The sequence below is a fragment of the Acetobacter oryzoeni genome, from assembly GCF_004014775.2.
GTDB classification, from domain to species: domain Bacteria; phylum Pseudomonadota; class Alphaproteobacteria; order Acetobacterales; family Acetobacteraceae; genus Acetobacter; species Acetobacter oryzoeni.
Genome location: NZ_CP042808.1, coordinates 1,959,660 through 1,975,739, shown reverse-complemented (window position 1 = coordinate 1,975,739; position 16,080 = coordinate 1,959,660). Strand labels below are relative to the sequence as shown.

Genomic DNA, 16,080 nt, shown 5'->3' with positions numbered 1-16,080 from the left:
TGGCAGGGTAACCCCTCGCGGAGGAATAACCAGAAAGGTAGGAATACGCTTATGGCGATGCCTGATTTTACCCTTCGTCAGCTTCTGGAAGCTGGTGTTCACTTTGGTCACCACACCCGTCGCTGGAACCCGCGCATGGCGCCATACCTGTTCGGTGTGCGCAACCAGGTTCATATCATTGATCTGCAGCAGACCGTTGGCCTGCTTGATCGCGCTCTGCAGGCTATCCGCAACACTGTTGCCGGTGGTGGCCGCGTTCTGTTTGTTGGCACCAAGCGTGCTGCGCAGGATCCGATCGCAGAAGCTGCACGTCGCTGCGGTCAGTATTACGTCAACCACCGCTGGCTCGGCGGTATGCTGACAAACTGGAAGACCATTCAGGGCTCCATCAAGCGCCTGCGTGGCATTGAAGAAACGCTGGACGGCGCAACAGCTGGTCTGACCAAGAAAGAAATTCTGGACATGACCCGCCAGCGCGACAAGCTGGAACGCTCTTTGGGCGGGATCAAGGAAATGGGTGGCCTGCCGGACATCCTGTTCGTGATCGACACCAATAAGGAAAAGCTGGCTATTGAAGAAGCCAACAAGCTGGGTATCCCGGTTGTGGCCATTCTGGACAGCAACTCCGATCCGCGTGGCGTAACCTTCCCGATCCCGGGTAACGATGATGCCATCCGCGCTATCGGCCTGTATTGTGATCTGGTTTCTTCCGCAGTTCTGGACGGTATTTCCGCAGAACTGGGTGCTTCCGGTCAGGATATCGGCGCTGCTGAAGAACTGCCTGTTGAGCCTGCTCTTGAAGCTGCTCCGGCAGCTGCTGCCCCTGCAGCAGAAGCTCCAGCACCGGCTGCAAGCTAACGGAATACACAAACAGCCCGGTTATCATGCCGGGCTGTTTTTTCCTGCATGAATGCCTGCATTGGCAGGCCATGGAATATTCCGGTTCGCGCCCCTGAGTGGGCGCGTTCGGGTTTTTCAAGGAGTATGGAATTATGGCGGCAATTACAGCTGCACTGGTCAAGGATCTGCGCGAAAAAACCGGCGCAGGCATGATGGACTGCAAAAAAGCACTGAACGAAGCCAACGGTGATATTGAAGCCGCTATTGATTGGCTGCGCACCAAGGGTCTTGCTGCTGCGGCAAAAAAATCTGGCCGTGTTGCTGCTGAAGGTCTGGTAGGCGTTGCTTCTGCAGACAAAGTGGCTGCGATGGTTGAAGTGAATGCCGAAACCGACTTTGTGGCTCGTAACGAATCCTTCCAGAACTTTGTGGAATCCGTTGCTAAAGTTGCGCTGAAGGTTGGTGAAGATCTGGAAGCCATTAAGGCTGCCACGCTTGAAACCGGCCGCACAGTTGCTGATGAGCTGACGCATCTGGTTGCGACCATTGGTGAAAACATGACCCTGCGCCGGGCTCGTGTGTTCACTGTGCCGTCTGGCGTTGTGGCAACCTATGTGCATGGTGCGCTGCGCCCCGGTCTGGGTAAGATTGGTGTTCTGGCCGCCGTTGAAGCTCCGACAGCTGATGAAGCTATCGAACAGCTTGGCCGTCAGGTTGGTATGCATGTTGCTGCCACACGTCCTTCTGCTCTGGATGTTTCCAGCCTTGATCCGGCAGAAGTTGAACGTGAACGCGCAGTGCTGATCGAACAGTCCCGCGCTTCCGGCAAGCCAGAAGCTATCATCGAAAAGATGGTCGAAGGCCGTATTCGTAAGTTCTACGAAGAAGTTGTGCTTCTGGAACAGGTATGGGTACATGATGGTGAAACCCGCGTGAAAGACGTGCTGAAGAAAGCTGGCGTTAAGCTGGTTGGCTTTGACCGCTTCCAGCTGGGTGAAGGCATTGAAAAAGAAGCTGATGACTTTGCAGCTGAAGTTGCAAAGGTTGCTGGCGTCTAAGGTCGGGCTTTCCGAATGACGGACAAGGGCGGGACTTCCTATCAAAAGGAGGCTCCCGCCCTTGTGCTTTTTGCGGGTGTGCAGGGTGAAACCAGTGCACGCGTGCATGTTCTTACAGAAGATTACGGTCCCCTAAGGGGCATTGCCTATGGCGGAGCCAGTAAAGCAGGCCGCGCCCTGTGGCAGCCGGGCAATGTTGTTAAAACAAGCCTTCATAAACGCAGCGCTGCTGCATTATTACAAATTTCAGGTGAATTACTTTACGCCTGTGCCGCACGTCTGCTGGATGCTCCGTTAGCGTTAAGCATGGTGCAATCAGTTTGCGTATTGGCAGATGTAACCTTGCCAGAAGCTGATCCTTGCCCGTTCCTTTTTGCAGAAACAGTGCGTTTGCTTACCTTTTTGGGGTATGATCCTGTTGTTGCAGAACGTGAAGGTATGCCCCACGTTGTGCGGTGGGAAATGGCATTGCTGGCAACGTTAGGCTTTGGGCTGGATCTATCAGCTTGTGCCGTTACCGGTAGCACAGAAAATTTGCATTATGTTTCACCACGTACAGGCCGCGCAGTTAGCGAAGAAGGTGCGGGAGAATGGAAAGATCGGCTCTTGCCGCTTCCATCTTTTTTGCGGGATACAGAACAAACCGGTAATGCGGCAGATTGGCTGGAAGGTTTGCGCTTAACAGGCCACTTTCTGGCGCGGGATGCCTTTGGCCAACGCCATTTACCGTTACCTGCAGCACGCCAACGGCTGTATGACAGGCTGGAAATGCGTGTTCTGGCAGACCAAACACCAATAACCGAGTAGCGCAAGACTGGCACAACCGATACGAGGGCTGTATGTCTTGTTTCTAATGGATCATGCACAGCTTTCCAGGGATGGCAGATGAGCGAAACCGCAGGACATATTGAGGAAACAAAACTGGCGGAGGCGCTGAGTGAGCGTTATCTGGCCTATGCGCTTTCCACCATCATGTCCCGCTCTTTGCCGGATGTGCGGGATGGGCTTAAGCCGGTGCACAGGCGCTTGGTTTATGCCATGCATCAGCTCCGGCTAGATCCGGCTTCCGGCTTCAAAAAATGCGCCCGCGTGGTGGGTGATGTTATCGGTAAGTTTCACCCGCATGGTGATGCTTCGGTGTACGAAGCTCTGGTGCGGTTGGCGCAGGATTTTGCCGCACGGTACCCGCTGGTAGAAGGGCAGGGGAACTTCGGTTCTGTTGATGGTGATAACCCGGCCGCCATGCGGTACACGGAAGCCCGTCTGACAGAAGTTGCCGTGGCCCTGTTGGATGGCATTGAAGATGATGCCGTAGATTTCCGCCCCACCTATGATGGTGAGGAGCAGGAACCCGTTGTTCTGCCATCGGCCTTCCCCAATCTGCTTGCCAATGGTGCGGCAGGTATTGCTGTGGGTATGGCAACCAGCATTCCACCCCATAATGCGGCAGAAGTATGCGCTGCTGCTGCCCTGCTGGTGTGCAAGCCCTCGGCTACCACGCAGGAGCTGCTAGAGCTTATGCCGGGGCCGGATTTTCCAACCGGTGGTCTGATTGTTGAAGATTCGGATGCCATTTTGCAGGCGTACGAAACCGGGCGCGGTAGCTTTAGGATGCGTGCGCGGTGGGAGGTTGAGCAAGGCCGTTTTGGCACATGGCATATTGTGGTGACGCAAATTCCGTATCAGGTGCAGAAATCGCGCCTGATTGAGCAGATTGCGGATTTGCTGGACCAGAAAAAACTGCCTCTGCTGGGGGATATCCGTGATGAAAGTACGGATGAAATCCGCCTGATTCTAGAGCCTAAAACACGTGGCATAGAACCAGAAGTGCTGATGGAAACGCTGTTCCGTGCCACACCGCTGGAAAGCCGCTTTGGCCTGAACATGAATGTGCTGGGGGCGGATCGCTCACCTGGTGTCATGGGGCTTAAACAGGTTATTCAGGCATGGCTGGACCATCGGCATGAGGTGCTGGAACGCCGCAGCCGCCATAGACTGACAGCTGTAGAGCGGCGGCTGGAAATTCTTTCGGGTTTTCTGGCTGTCTACCTGAATCTGGATGAGGTTATCCGCATTATCCGTGAAGAGGATGATGCCAAGGCCAGCTTGATAGCCACGTTCAAGCTGACAGACTTGCAGGCAGAATCCGTGCTCAACATGCGGTTGCGGAGTTTGCGCCGGCTTGAGGAAATGGAAATTCGCAAGGAGCATGACGCACTTTCTGCTGAGAAAGCAGCATTGATGGCGTTGCTTGATAGCGAAAAACAGCGCTGGAAAACAATCGAGCGCGAACTGACCGGTATGATCAAGGCCTTTGGAAAAGGCCGTTTGGGTGAGCGTAGAAGCACCATTCTTTCTGCGCCCAAGCCGGTTGATATTTCCGTGGTGGAAGAAGTGGAGCGTGAACCGCTCACCATGATCCTTTCTCAAAAAGGCTGGGTGCGTGCGGTTAAGGGCCACAATGTTGATCTGGAAAACCAGAAGTTTAAGGAAGGAGATGCCCTTAAGCTGGCCATTCCTTGCCAGACTACAGATCGGTTGTGTTTCTTTGCAACAGATGGGCGCGCCTATACCGTAAAAGGGGCGGACCTGCCACGAGGCCGTGGAGATGGGCAGCCTATTCGCCTGTTGATTGATCTTTCCAATGATGAGGATCTTCTGGCCGTTTTCCCCATAGAAGATGGAAAACGCCGCTTGGTGGCCTCAAGCGCTGGGCGCGGCATGCTCGTGGATGATGAAACTTTGGTGGCGGAAAAACGCTCTGGCCGGCAGGTTCTGAACCTGAAGGAAGGTGAGTTTGCCCGTGTATGCGTGCCAGCAGAGGGAGACCACGTCGCTGTTGTAGGGGATAACCGGCGGTTCCTGATTTTCCCATTGGAGCAGTTGCCCGTCATGACACGAGGCCTCGGTGTTGCTCTGCAAAAATACTCAGATGGAGGATTACGTCAGGCTGTGGTGTTTACTGCGGCGGATGGATTGCTCTGGCCGGGCACTGCGCGTGTGCGTCAGTTTGCTGATTTGCAGGATTGGGTCAGCCGTCGTGCCGCAGTTGGCAAGATTGCGCCGCCTTGGGCTGCTAAAAAAGCTTAAGCGTAGCCGTTTAAAACAGAGGGCCTTCCGGAAACGGATGGGCCCTTTCTGTTTGAGGGGGCTGGTTGAGATCCAATTTTTGCCATGTGCCGTGGCGCAGAATTTCTGCGGGCTGGAAGCGTTCTTTATACGCCATTTTGGGGCTGCCTGGTACCCAATATCCCAGATACAGATATGGCAGCTCCATTTGCACTGCCAATTCAGCCAAGGAAAGAATGGCAAAACTGCCAAGCGAACGCTGTGGACAGTCTGGTTCATAAAAGCTGTAAACGGCAGAAAGCCCATCTTCCAGAACATCAATCAGGCTGGCAGCCATTAATGTGGAATCTGGCGTTCGAAACTCTATAAGCCGTGTATCTACAGGCGTTTCTTCCACCATAATTCGGTAATCATGCATGGACATGCCTGCCATTTCACCATCTGAATGGCGGCTGTCCAGATACCTTCGGAAAAGCGCGTATTGCTCATCTGTTGCTGTGGGGGGCAGGAGGCTGCGCGTAAGGTCTGCATTGCGCCGTACGGCGCGTTTTTGTGTTCGATTAGGTGTAAGGCGCCTGACAGGCAAGCGAATGGGAATACAGGCAGAGCAGCCATCGCAAATAGGCGCATAAGCCAAGGTATGGCTACGCCTGAAACCTGCATGTGAAAGGCGGCTATGTAGGAAATTGGCCTCTGGAGTTGCCAGATCCACCAGTATTTTACGTTCAATACGGTTGGGCAGATACGGACAGGCACCGGGGGGAGCGGTATAGAAGAAGTGTGGCCTGTCTTGCGATGACGTCATGGGGAGAAGTTATCCCGCAACAAAATTATGGGCCAGAAAACTCTGGCCCATATGCCGTGATATTGACCAAAAACTTATTGGCCAAAAGATGCCCGGATACGTTCTGCGGCTTCAATAGCAAAGTAAGTTAAAATGCCATTGGCTCCGGCACGGCGGAAGGCCAGAAGGCTTTCCATAACGGCGCGTTCATGGTCTAGCCAGCCATTGCGGATGGCGGCCATCAGCATCGCATATTCACCAGATACCTGATAGGCAAAGGTGGGCACGTGGAATTCATCTTTCACACGGCGGATGATATCCAGATACGGCAGGCCGGGTTTGACCATCACCATGTCTGCACCTTCAGCAATGTCCATTTCCACTTCGCGCAGGGCTTCATCGCTGTTGGCGGGGTCCATCTGATAGGTTTTTTTATCACCTTTCAGCATACCGCCAGAGCCCAGAGCATCACGGAATGGGCCATAAAAGGCACTGGCGTATTTGGCCGCGTAGGACATGATACGGGTGTTGATTAGCCCGTTGCCATCCAGATCACGCCGAATAGCTTCAATACGGCCATCCATCATGTCTGACGGGGCAATAATGTCCACACCAGCAGCAGCCTGATTAACAGCCTGTTGGGAAAGAATGGTTACGGATGGATCATTCACCACGTAGCCATTTTCAATCAGGCCATCGTGGCCGTGGCTGGTGTAGGGGTCTAACGCCACGTCACCAATCAGCCCAACTTCCGGAAATTCCTTTTTAAGCAGGCGGGCAGCCCGGCACATCAGGTTATCCGGGTTTGTGGCTTCCGTGCCGTTTTCATCCCGCGCTTCTGTGGGCGTGATGGGAAAAAGAGCCAAAGCCGGAATACCCAGCTTTGCGGCGGGCTCAACATGTGCGGCCAGCTTGTCTAGCGTCACACGGTGTACGCCAGGCATGGAGGACACCTCGGTAACCGTGTTGGTGCCTTCCATAAAAAAGATAGGCCAGATCAGATTGTTGATGCCCAACGTATTTTCAGCAACCAAACGGCGCGTGAAATCATCAATCCGGTTGCGCCGGGGGCGAGCCAGAGGAAAACGGCCAGCCATCATGGGCAGGATCTCCTTGCTGCTGCCTGCGGGCGTAGTGGGGCACTAAAAAGAACCCCAACCACGGCGGGCGGGACAGGCGGGTGAATGCTGCCCAGAAGTATGCGCGCCTGTGCGCTTTATGCAACCCTGTCTGGCGGAATGCTGGGTCGCGCTAATGCGCTGTGGTAACGGCCATAGGTTAGGTAAATCACCATTCCTATAGCCAGCCACACAATCAGCCGGATCCATGTCAGCTCATCAAGTGAGACCATGACAGTGCCGCAAGTGAGAATACCCAGAACAGGAATGATGTCTCCGCCGGGAACCCGAAAAGCACGTGGGTGATCAGACGCTTTGCGGCGCAGGATCATCACGCCAGCACAGACCAGAATAAAGGCCAGAAGCGTGCCGATGGATGTCATGTGCCCTAACTCAGAAATGGGCAGAAACGCGCTGAGCAGACAGATAATGACCATGAAAAAGACGTTGGACATCCACGGTGTCTGATATTTTGGGTGTGTGGCGCTGAACATGGGGGGCAGAAGGCCATCGCGGGACATGGCAAAAAACACACGGCTCTGGCCCAAAAGCATACCCATAAGAACGGATGTAAACCCGCAGATAATGCCAATTTTAATGGCCAGTTGTAGCCATGGATAGGGCGTGCGGTTAATGGCTGTAGCCACTGGCGCGGCATCACCCAGCATGTCTTTGTAATTGACCAGACCGGTCATTACAAAAGAGAAGCAGACATAAGCCAGAGCACAAATCAGCAGGCTACCCAGAATGCCAATGGGCATATCACGCGCCGGATTTTTGGTTTCCTGCGCTGTGGTGGAAACGGCATCAAAACCGATATAGGCAAAAAAGATAGTGCCCGCAGCGCGCATAATGCCAGACCAGCCATACTGCCCAAATGTGCCCGTGTTTTGTGGAATAAAGGGGTGATAATTGGCCGGATTAATGTAGTGGATGCCAAAGCCGATAAACGCTGCAATCACCAGCAGTTTGATAACCACCACAACGGCGTTCACCATAGCGGATTGCGAGATCCCGCGGATCAGGATCCATGAAACCAGACAGGTAATAAAAACTGCGGGCAGGTTCATTAACCCGGAGACCATGCTGCCATCGGGCATCTGTACGGTTTCAAAGGGTGAAGCCGTAAGCCGCGGGGGCAGCACTATGCCCCACGAATCCAATAATGACACCACATACCGGGACCAACTGACCGCAACAGTGGCCGCACCCACGGCGTATTCCAGCACCAGATCCCAGCCAATAATCCATGCCATCATTTCCCCTAGTGTGACATACGCATAGGTGTAGGCGCTGCCCGCAATAGGGATCATGCTGGCCAGTTCACTATAGCACAGCCCGGCAAAGCCACAGGCAATGGCTGCAATAAAAAAGGAAAGAACCACAGCAGGACCGGCATTTTCAGAAGCAGCAATGCCGGTAAGAGAAAACAGGCCTGCCCCGATTGTGGCACCAACACCCAATGCCACAAGGCTTCCCGGCCCCAGAACACGCTTAAGCCCAGGTGCTGCCTGTAGCTTGTCCAGCGGCAAACATCGCGTAAATGCCGATGTTACAGAGGGGGCAGACTTCTGCTCCATATATTTTTCTCCTGTCCGGGCCGCACGGAAAGCGGTAAGAAGCCTCCAACGGTCTTTTTTTCTATAAACAGGCCAGCAGCACATCCTGGCAAGATGTGTTTCAAACGTAACGAATGAACACCGCCAGCCGCCCGGCAAATATGCTGGTGAACATATTGTCTGATTTTGAGGGAACACCTGAATGAGCCACACGGATCTGGATCGCTTTTTCCATGCGTCTCTAGCCCAGACTGATCCGGATGTTGCAGCCGCCATTGAAGGCGAGCTGAAGCGTCAGCAGGAAGGCATTGAACTGATAGCCAGTGAGAACATGGCGTCTGAAGCCGTGCTTCAGGCTCAGGGCAGCGTGCTAACCAACAAATACGCCGAAGGTTACCCCGGCCGCCGCTATTACGGTGGCTGTGTGGAAGTGGACAAGGTTGAAAACCTTGCCATCGACCGCGTGAAAACCCTGTTTGGTGCCGCATTTGCCAACGTGCAGCCGCATTCTGGCGCCAACGCCAACCAGGCCGCGTTTATGGCTATGGGCAAGCCGGGTGATACGGTGCTGGGCATGAGCCTTGCGGCCGGTGGCCACCTTACCCACGGTGCAGCCCCTAACTATTCCGGCAAATGGTTTAATTCCGTGCAGTACGGTGTGCGTCAGCAAGACGGCATGCTGGACTATGAGGAAATGGAACGGCTGGCGCGTGAGCACAAACCTTCCATCATTGTGGCTGGTGGCTCTGCTTATCCGCGTATCATTGATTTTGCCCGCTTCCGCCGCATTGCGGATGAAGTTGGCGCCTTCCTGATGGTGGATATGGCACATTTTGCTGGCCTTGTGGCTGCTGGTCTGTATCCGAACCCGCTGGAACACGCGCATATTGTCACCTCCACCACGCATAAAACCCTGCGTGGCCCACGTGGCGGCCTGATCCTGACCAATGACGAAGCATTGGCCAAAAAAATCAACTCCGCTGTGTTCCCTGGTTTGCAGGGTGGCCCGCTCATGCACGTTATTGCCGGTAAGGCTGTGGCGTTTGGTGAAGCCCTCCGTCCAGAGTTTAAGGAATACCAGAAAGCTGTGCAGAAAAACGCAGCCGTTCTGGCCGAAGTTCTGGTGGAACGTGGGTTTGATATTGTTACCGGCGGTACGGATTCACACCTGATTCTGGTTGATCTGCGCCCCAAAAAGGTAACAGGCAAAGCCGCAGAACAGGCTCTGGAACGCGCCGGTATTACAGCCAATAAAAACGCCATTCCGTTTGACCCGGAAAAGCCAGCCATCACTTCTGGTGTGCGTCTGGGTAGCCCGGCAGCAACGGCACGCGGCTTCCGTGAGGAAGAGTTCCGCCAGGTTGGTGAAATGATTGACGAAGTTCTGACAGCTCTGGCCGCTTCTGGCGGTGAGGGTAACAGCGAAGTTGAAAACGCTGTGCATAAACGCGTTAAGGCTCTGTGCGCTAAGTTCCCTATCTATAGCCGTGCATAATATTTAAGCCTTTTTAGGCTCTCAGAACGGGCATGTAGGCTTAGGCTTGCATGCCCGTTTTGCTGTTAAGGCGCTTTGCAAGCCTTACGGCTGTATGCCCGCGGCGGGGGCGTAAATTGGGCATAACCAAGATACAGTTGTTGTAGGGCGTGCGAATTTCATCCTGCCCATCAAAAGCAATAACAGTGCCTGCTTTGCGGATAACACTGCCACTCGTAAACGGCTGCACAAAAACAAAACGAGATGTCAGCGCTTGCACGCAGTCTGTCACAACAGCTTGCCTTACAGAATCTGAAGGTGTTGCTGGTATTGGGGCGGAGGGCAGGGTGCCGGTTTGTGTTAGAAATAAGCGGGTGCTGAGCAAGGCCTGCTGTGCGGCATCTTTTTGCCAGTGTTGCCCTGCTTCTAGCAGGCAGGCGCGTGTATATGAATGCGGCGTATTAAAGCGCGTATAATCAATAAGCCTTAATCCATCTTCATGCCCACCATCCTGAACAACAGCAGGAGGGTTGGTTTGCGCGCCGGATACACAGCAAGCAAGATCTCGGCTGTTTTCGGCCATGCTGCATAGGAAGAGAGGTTGCGCGGGCCACAGCATGGTGTGGATATCCAAAAGAATATCCACCGTTTCCAGCACAGGCAGCACTTCACGCACACGTTGCATTTCAACCGATGTGTGTGCCGAGGAAATTAACTCAGGCCGCCACAATCGGTTCATATCTTCATCTATAAAGCGGGATAATGTGGGGCGGGCAGGGTTAAAGGTTTTGTAAGCGGCCAGATTAAGAAAAATCAGGCTCAACCTTCCATGTAACGGGCGCAATGGCTGCATAAGAAGCTGTTGCAGAGCGTAGGCTCCAGCATATTCGTTGCCATGCATAAGGGCTGTAACAGCCACATGCGGGCCGGGGCGGCGGCTTTCAAAATGATGCACACCTTGAATACCACAGTTTCCTGCAATCCATGGGCTAATATCTGGTGGCGGGTATTCAATGCGCACGGCAGGCAAGGCTGGGGGAGAAGGCGGGAGTAAGGCAGAAACAGCCCGAAACCGAAAAGCACTCTCAGGCCGCACATGCCGCTTGGATGCGCAACTCATAATCCCCTCTCCAGACGCCATGCTGGCAAGGGTATCTCGGCGTGTATGGGGGAATGAAGGAAGGAACAGCACCGCATGGGCAAAAGTATGCGGTGGGTTGTGCGGGCCTGCAATCCCTGCTTTGTCTCAACTTTCTTCTTATTTTCAGGTGACGGATAGCACGAGTGACATCTTCCCTTCATCCTCTCCATCACTTGTGGCGTCTGTTTCCTGTAGCTCAAAGGCGGCGTTTATTGGCCAAGGCTACGGCTTTGCTTGCTCCTAAAGCGGTTCATCCCACGCCGATTGCTGATGCAAATGTGATTATTGGAGGAGAGCTTGCCCGGGGTTCCGGCTTGGGTGAGGGGGCCAGATTGCTTTTGCGAGGTCTGCTTTCTCAAGGCGTAAGTGTAAAAGGGGTAGAGGCTAGTCTTTTACAATCGCAGGGGAAAGAGGGGCTGGATTCTGTTTTTGCAGATCCAAAAGCGGCTTTGGTGCTGCATGTAAATGCACCACAAACACCAGCGGCCCTTTTGCGCCTGGGCCGAAAGCATGTGCTCGGGCGCCGTATTGTGGGCTATTGGGTGTGGGAGCTACCGGTTATCTCGCCAGAATGGCATGCTGGCGTGCCATGCGTGCATGAAATCTGGACACCTTCGCATTTCAGTGCGCGCGCGCTGGAACCTCTTATGCCCGGCCGGATCAAGGTTGTGCCCTATCCGTTGGCGTGTGTGCCTCCGCAGCCTTCCAAATTGGATCGTCAGGCTTTTGGGTGGCCAGAGGATGCTGTGGTGGTGTTGGTTTCCTTTAGTCTTGCATCCAGTTTTGAGCGCAAGAACCCTTTGGCGGCTATAGCAGCGTTTCGGCAGGCGTTTGGAGACAGGAAAGACCGCCTGTTGGTAATGAAAATATCTGGCTCGGACCATTATGCAGCAGATATGCAGCGCCTGAAGGATGCGGCAGGTGGCGCACAGAACATCCGCTTTGAAAACCGTATGCTGCCAATGCCCGATGTGTACGCCATGACACAGCAGGCTGATATTGTGCTTTCCCTACACCGGAGCGAAGGGTTTGGGTTGGTACCTGCAGAGGCCATGCTTCTGGAACGCCCTGTTATCGCCACAGATTGGTCTGCTACGTCAGAATTCCTAACATCAGAATGTGGTTGGCCAATTTCTTACAAACTTGTAACAGCTACCGATACGCGGGGTGTGTATCAGGTCCCTCAGGCTGTATGGGCAGAGGCAGATATTGGGTGTGCAGTAGAAGCATTGCAAACTCTTGCAGATAATGCCAACAAGCGCCGCCAGCTTGGGCAGGCTGCTGGTAAGGCGGCATTGCGGGCTTTTGGGCCAACTCCTTTACTGAATGCAGTAGCTGCATTGCAGAAGTAGATTAGGAAAAATGGTTTGAGCGGCATGCGGGTATTTGTCTGGCAGTGGGGGCGCAAAGGGGCCGGCCCGCGTATTGCTGCAGAACTTGCCAAAGCCCTGAACGCGTTGCCAGATACATCTGCTGTTCTTTCTCTCTCCTCTGGGGCGGAGGTGCTACAGGCCGAGCCTGATCTCCATAATGATGTACCGGTACGTACCTACAAAAGCCTTTCCAGCTTTTTTATGCGCTTGTTGCAGGCTCCGCGTATGGTGCACGCGCTTGGCCGCATGTTACGCGCTGTTCGGCCTGATGTTGCCATATGCGCTATGCCAGGGCCGCTTGATCTGATTATGGTGGCAGCTTTGCGTAAAGCTGGTGTGCCTGTTGTGGTGCTGGTGCATGATGCCGCAACTCATCCTGGTGATGGTTTTGTTGGGCAGATGTTTTTGCAGCGCCTGCTGGTCTGGTTTGCTGATATTCCGGTTACATTAAGCCGTCATGTGGCGGCCCAGCTTGAAAAACAATGGTGTATGCGCGGGCGGCGTGCGTTGGTGGCTTTTCATCCACCTTTTGCGTTTGTTGCGCCAGAAGGGCAGCAAACGGCCCCCTTTGCGCATAAAGGGCCGGTTCGGCTGCTGTTTTTTGGCAGATTGCTGTCTTACAAAGGTCTGGATCTGCTGGCGCAAGCTCTTACAGCTATAGGGACGCAAGGTGATTATATCTGCCAGATTGCAGGTAAAGGGCCCCATAGCGCAGAACTGGAACAGCTTGCAGGCTTACCCAATGTGCAGATTGAAAACACATGGGTGCCAGAAACAAAAGTCAGCCAGCTTCTGGCTTGGGCGGATGCGCTGGTGCTGCCTTACAGAGAGGCCACGCAAAGTGGTGTAGGGGCAGCAGCCCTTGCTGCCGGGCGTTGGGTGATTTCAACAGATGTAAGTGGTCTGGCAGAACAGTTTGCCGGGCAACCCAATGTGTTGTTCTGCAAGCCAGAAGCCCAAAGCATTGCAGCAACAATTACAGCATTTGTAAAAGATAAGCCTGCTGCCACACCGAATACGCAAGGTAAGCGGGAGGCTGAGCAGGCATGGCAGATTATGGCCGAACAGATTTTGAACGGCGTGAGGCTGTTTGAGGCTGGCTAGGTGCGGGAAGAGCCTGCTCGGCGTTGATAATTCGCAGTTTTACGTGAGCGCCAACCTCAATTTGCCGGAGGCTTTTACGGTCATCCATTGTGCATAGTGTAAGGGCAGATCCTTTTTCTCCGCCACGGCCCGTGCGCCCGATACGGTGCAAATAGGTTTCTGGCTGATCCGGCACATCGTAATTGATAACCTGCTTTACAGAAGGCACATCCAAGCCGCGTGCCGCAACATCTGTAGCAACAAGAATAAAGAGCCGCCCGGATTCAAAACTGGTAACCGTGCTGGTGCGCTTATCCTGCGCAATATCTCCATGCAAAGGGGCGGCGGCAAGCCGGGCTTTTTTAAGCAGAGCGGCAAGCTGATCAGCCTCTGCTTTTGTGCGCACAAACACAATGCTGCGCATTTTGGGCGCGCGGCTGAAAAATTCCTTAATAAAGCCCGGTTTCTGGGCGGGATCTAAAAACAACGCCGCTTGGCGGATGGGGCCGCGCTTTTGGGGGGCTTGTTCAATACTGATTTCAACCGGCTTATGCAGTAGGTTCAAAAGCGTGCTTTTAAGACTTTCGGGCTGGGTAGCAGAAAGCACCAATGTTTGCCGCATGGACGGCAGATAGGAGAGCAGTGTTTCTGTATCTTCCTGAAATTCGGGAGAAAACAGACGGTCCCCTTCATCCAGAACCAGATATCCGCATTCTGAAAGGTCGCAAATCCGGTTGGAAACAAAGTCCAGCAGGCGTCCGGGTGTTGCAATCAGAATGCGTCGGCCAGTGGCTTGCGCAAGAAAATGCTCCTGCTCTGCGCGGTCAGAGCCGCCAAACAGCGGCACGAGGGTAACAGGTGTTTGCTTCTGGCCTTTTTTGCTTTCGCCTAAACAGGCGCGAAAAACCTTTTCTACCTGCAAAACCAGTTCACGCGTGGGCACAAGCACCAGCACAAAACGTGGCTTGCGAGATTTCAGCAGCTTCTGGCTAAGCGGCAAGGCATAGGCAGCCGTTTTGCCGGTGCCCGTGGGTGCTCGCACCAATACGTCTCTGCCATCCAGAATGGCAGGAATAGTAGCCTCTTGCACTGGAGTAGGGGCAGCCATGCCCGCCTGCTGCGCATATGCGCATAATGCTGGATCTAGGCCCAGATCATGGAAACTGCCGGACATCGTGTTGCCTTTCTCCTTATCTGGAATGCGCAAACACGCCTTGCACGCTTTCCGTTCCAGCGGCAAGGAGAGAAAGACACGGGGGTGCTTTTCAGCACTCTCCCTTGCGCAACAGAGGAATAACGCATCATGGCGCGTGCAGATTACGCCGGAACCCCAGAGGGTTCAAATATGTCGTCTTGCGGAACGCAGGCGGGCGTTGCTGCCTTTGTTGTGGGGGAAGATTTTGCTGGTATGCGGTCTCAAGCTCTGGGGCTTGTAGCACGTGCAGGGTGGAATGGCACTTTTCACCCCATATGCCCCAGTAAACTGGCCCGTATTATGCTGCGTGGGCCGCGCTGGATTGGTAAGCCCTTTTTACGCGGGAGCGATGGGGCTGATCTGGAAGAATGTCCGGCTTTTGCACACTCCTCCGTTGTGGTGAGTGTTGGTGGTAAAGGTGGAGAAGTTGGTGCTGGTTTGCGCGGCTCACACCGGCCTGTGGTGCAAATTCAGAACCCTCGTAAAAATCTGTCTCGGTTTGATCTGATTGTTGCCTGTCGGCACGATGATATTGCTGGCCCAAACGTGTTGCTTGGCCGCACAGCATTGCACGGGCTTACGCCCGAAGCCTTGGAACAGGCGCGCGCGCAATGGAAACCGCAATTTGCAGAACTACCACGCCCTCTTATTGCCGCTTTGGTTGGAGGCTCTAACGGGCGCTTTCATTTTGGAGAGGCAGAAGCCCATCGCCTTGGGCAGGTTTTGGTGGAAACACTCAAGGCGGAAGGGGGCAGCTTGGTTGTCACCCCCTCTCGTCGTACAAGCCCGGCAGCCATGAAGGTGCTGACAGATATTGTAGAAAAAGCAGGTGGCCATGTTTGGAATGGGGAAGGGGAAAACCCCTATGAAGGACTGATTGCCTGTGCAGATAATCTGATTGTCACGATTGACAGTGTTTCGATGATATCAGAAGCAGTTGCCGGGTGTGCGCCAGTTACCATCTATCCGCTGCCGGGGCGTTCACGCCGGATTAATGATTTTATAGAAGAGTTGGAACTGGCTGGGCGCGTGCATGTGTTGGAAGATACAGAAACGCGCCTTCCGGCCCCGTGGTTGGCGTTACCGTTAGATGATACGCCCTATATTATTGCGGAACTGCACAAACGGCTTGGTTTTTAACCACGCCATTTGTGCCGTACATTTTAAATCCAGATAGATCCAAGCAGGATAAGCGTGCCCACAATAAGTGCGGCAACATGGCGCATAACGTGCTCTGGCGTATCTGGCGGCAGGTTGAGGTAAAAGACAAAGCAGTAAGCTACCAGCCCACACCCAACAATCACGCAGATTGTACGGACGATGGGGTAAGTTGAAATATCACGCGGATCAAACTGCATAATCTTTTCCTTACGCCGTCATGCCAAA

Annotated in this window: 14 protein-coding genes; 8 read left to right on the top strand and 6 right to left on the bottom strand. The window is 53.9% G+C overall.

Annotated features, from left to right (window positions below; translation table 11 throughout):
• Positions 1–51: 51 nt before the first annotated feature.
• The 4 genes from rpsB (at position 52) to parC (ending at position 4,988) form a co-directional block, all read left to right on the top strand.
• Positions 52–858 (top strand): 30S ribosomal protein S2, encoded by an 807-nt coding sequence (rpsB, locus tag EOV40_RS09060; RefSeq protein WP_050818335.1) that lies wholly within the window; start codon positions 52–54, stop codon positions 856–858.
• 134 nt (positions 859–992) lie between these two features.
• On the top strand, positions 993–1,898 hold the full coding sequence (gene tsf, locus EOV40_RS09055) for a translation elongation factor Ts (RefSeq protein ID WP_050818334.1): 906 nt from the start codon (positions 993–995) through the stop codon (positions 1,896–1,898).
• Between the two features lie 15 nt (positions 1,899–1,913).
• Entirely contained in the window at positions 1,914–2,705 is a 792-nt protein-coding gene (gene recO / locus EOV40_RS09050; RefSeq protein WP_128105720.1) for a DNA repair protein RecO, read from the top strand.
• Positions 2,706–2,783: 78 nt separating this feature from the next.
• Positions 2,784–4,988, top strand: a complete 2,205-nt coding sequence (gene parC, locus EOV40_RS09045; RefSeq protein WP_128105719.1) for a DNA topoisomerase IV subunit A — start codon at positions 2,784–2,786, stop codon at positions 4,986–4,988.
• A 10-nt stretch (positions 4,989–4,998) separates the two neighbouring features.
• Here parC and EOV40_RS09040 read toward each other — a convergent pair whose 3' ends face one another.
• The 3 genes from EOV40_RS09040 to EOV40_RS09030 form a co-directional block, all read right to left on the bottom strand.
• Positions 4,999–5,772 carry an arginyltransferase gene (locus EOV40_RS09040; RefSeq protein ID WP_128105718.1) on the bottom strand — a complete coding sequence of 258 codons (774 nt, stop codon included), beginning with the start codon at positions 5,770–5,772 and terminating at the stop codon, positions 4,999–5,001.
• A 74-nt stretch (positions 5,773–5,846) separates the two neighbouring features.
• Positions 5,847–6,851 carry a porphobilinogen synthase gene (hemB, locus tag EOV40_RS09035; RefSeq protein WP_050818330.1) on the bottom strand — a complete coding sequence of 335 codons (1,005 nt, stop codon included), beginning with the start codon at positions 6,849–6,851 and terminating at the stop codon, positions 5,847–5,849.
• A 116-nt stretch (positions 6,852–6,967) separates the two neighbouring features.
• Positions 6,968–8,449 carry an amino acid permease gene (locus EOV40_RS09030; RefSeq protein WP_128105717.1) on the bottom strand — a complete coding sequence of 494 codons (1,482 nt, stop codon included), beginning with the start codon at positions 8,447–8,449 and terminating at the stop codon, positions 6,968–6,970.
• A 181-nt stretch (positions 8,450–8,630) separates the two neighbouring features.
• Here EOV40_RS09030 and glyA point away from each other — a divergent pair, with 181 nt between their 5' ends.
• Positions 8,631–9,923: a serine hydroxymethyltransferase gene (gene glyA, locus EOV40_RS09025; protein WP_128105716.1), complete on the top strand. Its 1,293-nt coding sequence runs from the start codon at positions 8,631–8,633 to the stop codon at positions 9,921–9,923.
• Between the two features lie 40 nt (positions 9,924–9,963).
• Here the strand turns inward: glyA and EOV40_RS09020 are convergent, their stop codons facing one another.
• On the bottom strand, positions 9,964–11,022 hold the full coding sequence (locus EOV40_RS09020) for a M14 family metallopeptidase (protein WP_244296863.1): 1,059 nt from the start codon (positions 11,020–11,022) through the stop codon (positions 9,964–9,966).
• 164 nt (positions 11,023–11,186) lie between these two features.
• Here EOV40_RS09020 and EOV40_RS09015 point away from each other — a divergent pair, with 164 nt between their 5' ends.
• Positions 11,187–12,395 carry a glycosyltransferase family 4 protein gene (locus EOV40_RS09015; protein WP_128105714.1) on the top strand — a complete coding sequence of 403 codons (1,209 nt, stop codon included), beginning with the start codon at positions 11,187–11,189 and terminating at the stop codon, positions 12,393–12,395.
• Positions 12,396–12,410: 15 nt separating this feature from the next.
• Entirely contained in the window at positions 12,411–13,520 is a 1,110-nt protein-coding gene (locus EOV40_RS09010; RefSeq protein WP_128105713.1) for a glycosyltransferase family 4 protein, read from the top strand.
• Here EOV40_RS09010 and EOV40_RS09005 read toward each other — a convergent pair.
• Complete coding sequence (locus EOV40_RS09005) at positions 13,471–14,673, bottom strand: DEAD/DEAH box helicase (RefSeq protein WP_128105712.1); 1,203 nt, start codon at positions 14,671–14,673, stop codon at positions 13,471–13,473. The genes EOV40_RS09010 and EOV40_RS09005 overlap by 50 nt on opposite strands.
• 129 nt (positions 14,674–14,802) lie before the next feature.
• Between EOV40_RS09005 and EOV40_RS09000 the strand changes: the two genes are divergently transcribed.
• Positions 14,803–15,834 carry a mitochondrial fission ELM1 family protein gene (locus EOV40_RS09000; RefSeq protein WP_128105711.1) on the top strand — a complete coding sequence of 344 codons (1,032 nt, stop codon included), beginning with the start codon at positions 14,803–14,805 and terminating at the stop codon, positions 15,832–15,834.
• Between the two features lie 23 nt (positions 15,835–15,857).
• Here EOV40_RS09000 and EOV40_RS08995 read toward each other — a convergent pair whose 3' ends face one another.
• Positions 15,858–16,052, bottom strand: a complete 195-nt coding sequence (locus EOV40_RS08995) for a hypothetical protein (RefSeq protein ID WP_003623125.1) — start codon at positions 16,050–16,052, stop codon at positions 15,858–15,860.
• Between the last annotated feature and the right edge of the window lie 28 nt (positions 16,053–16,080).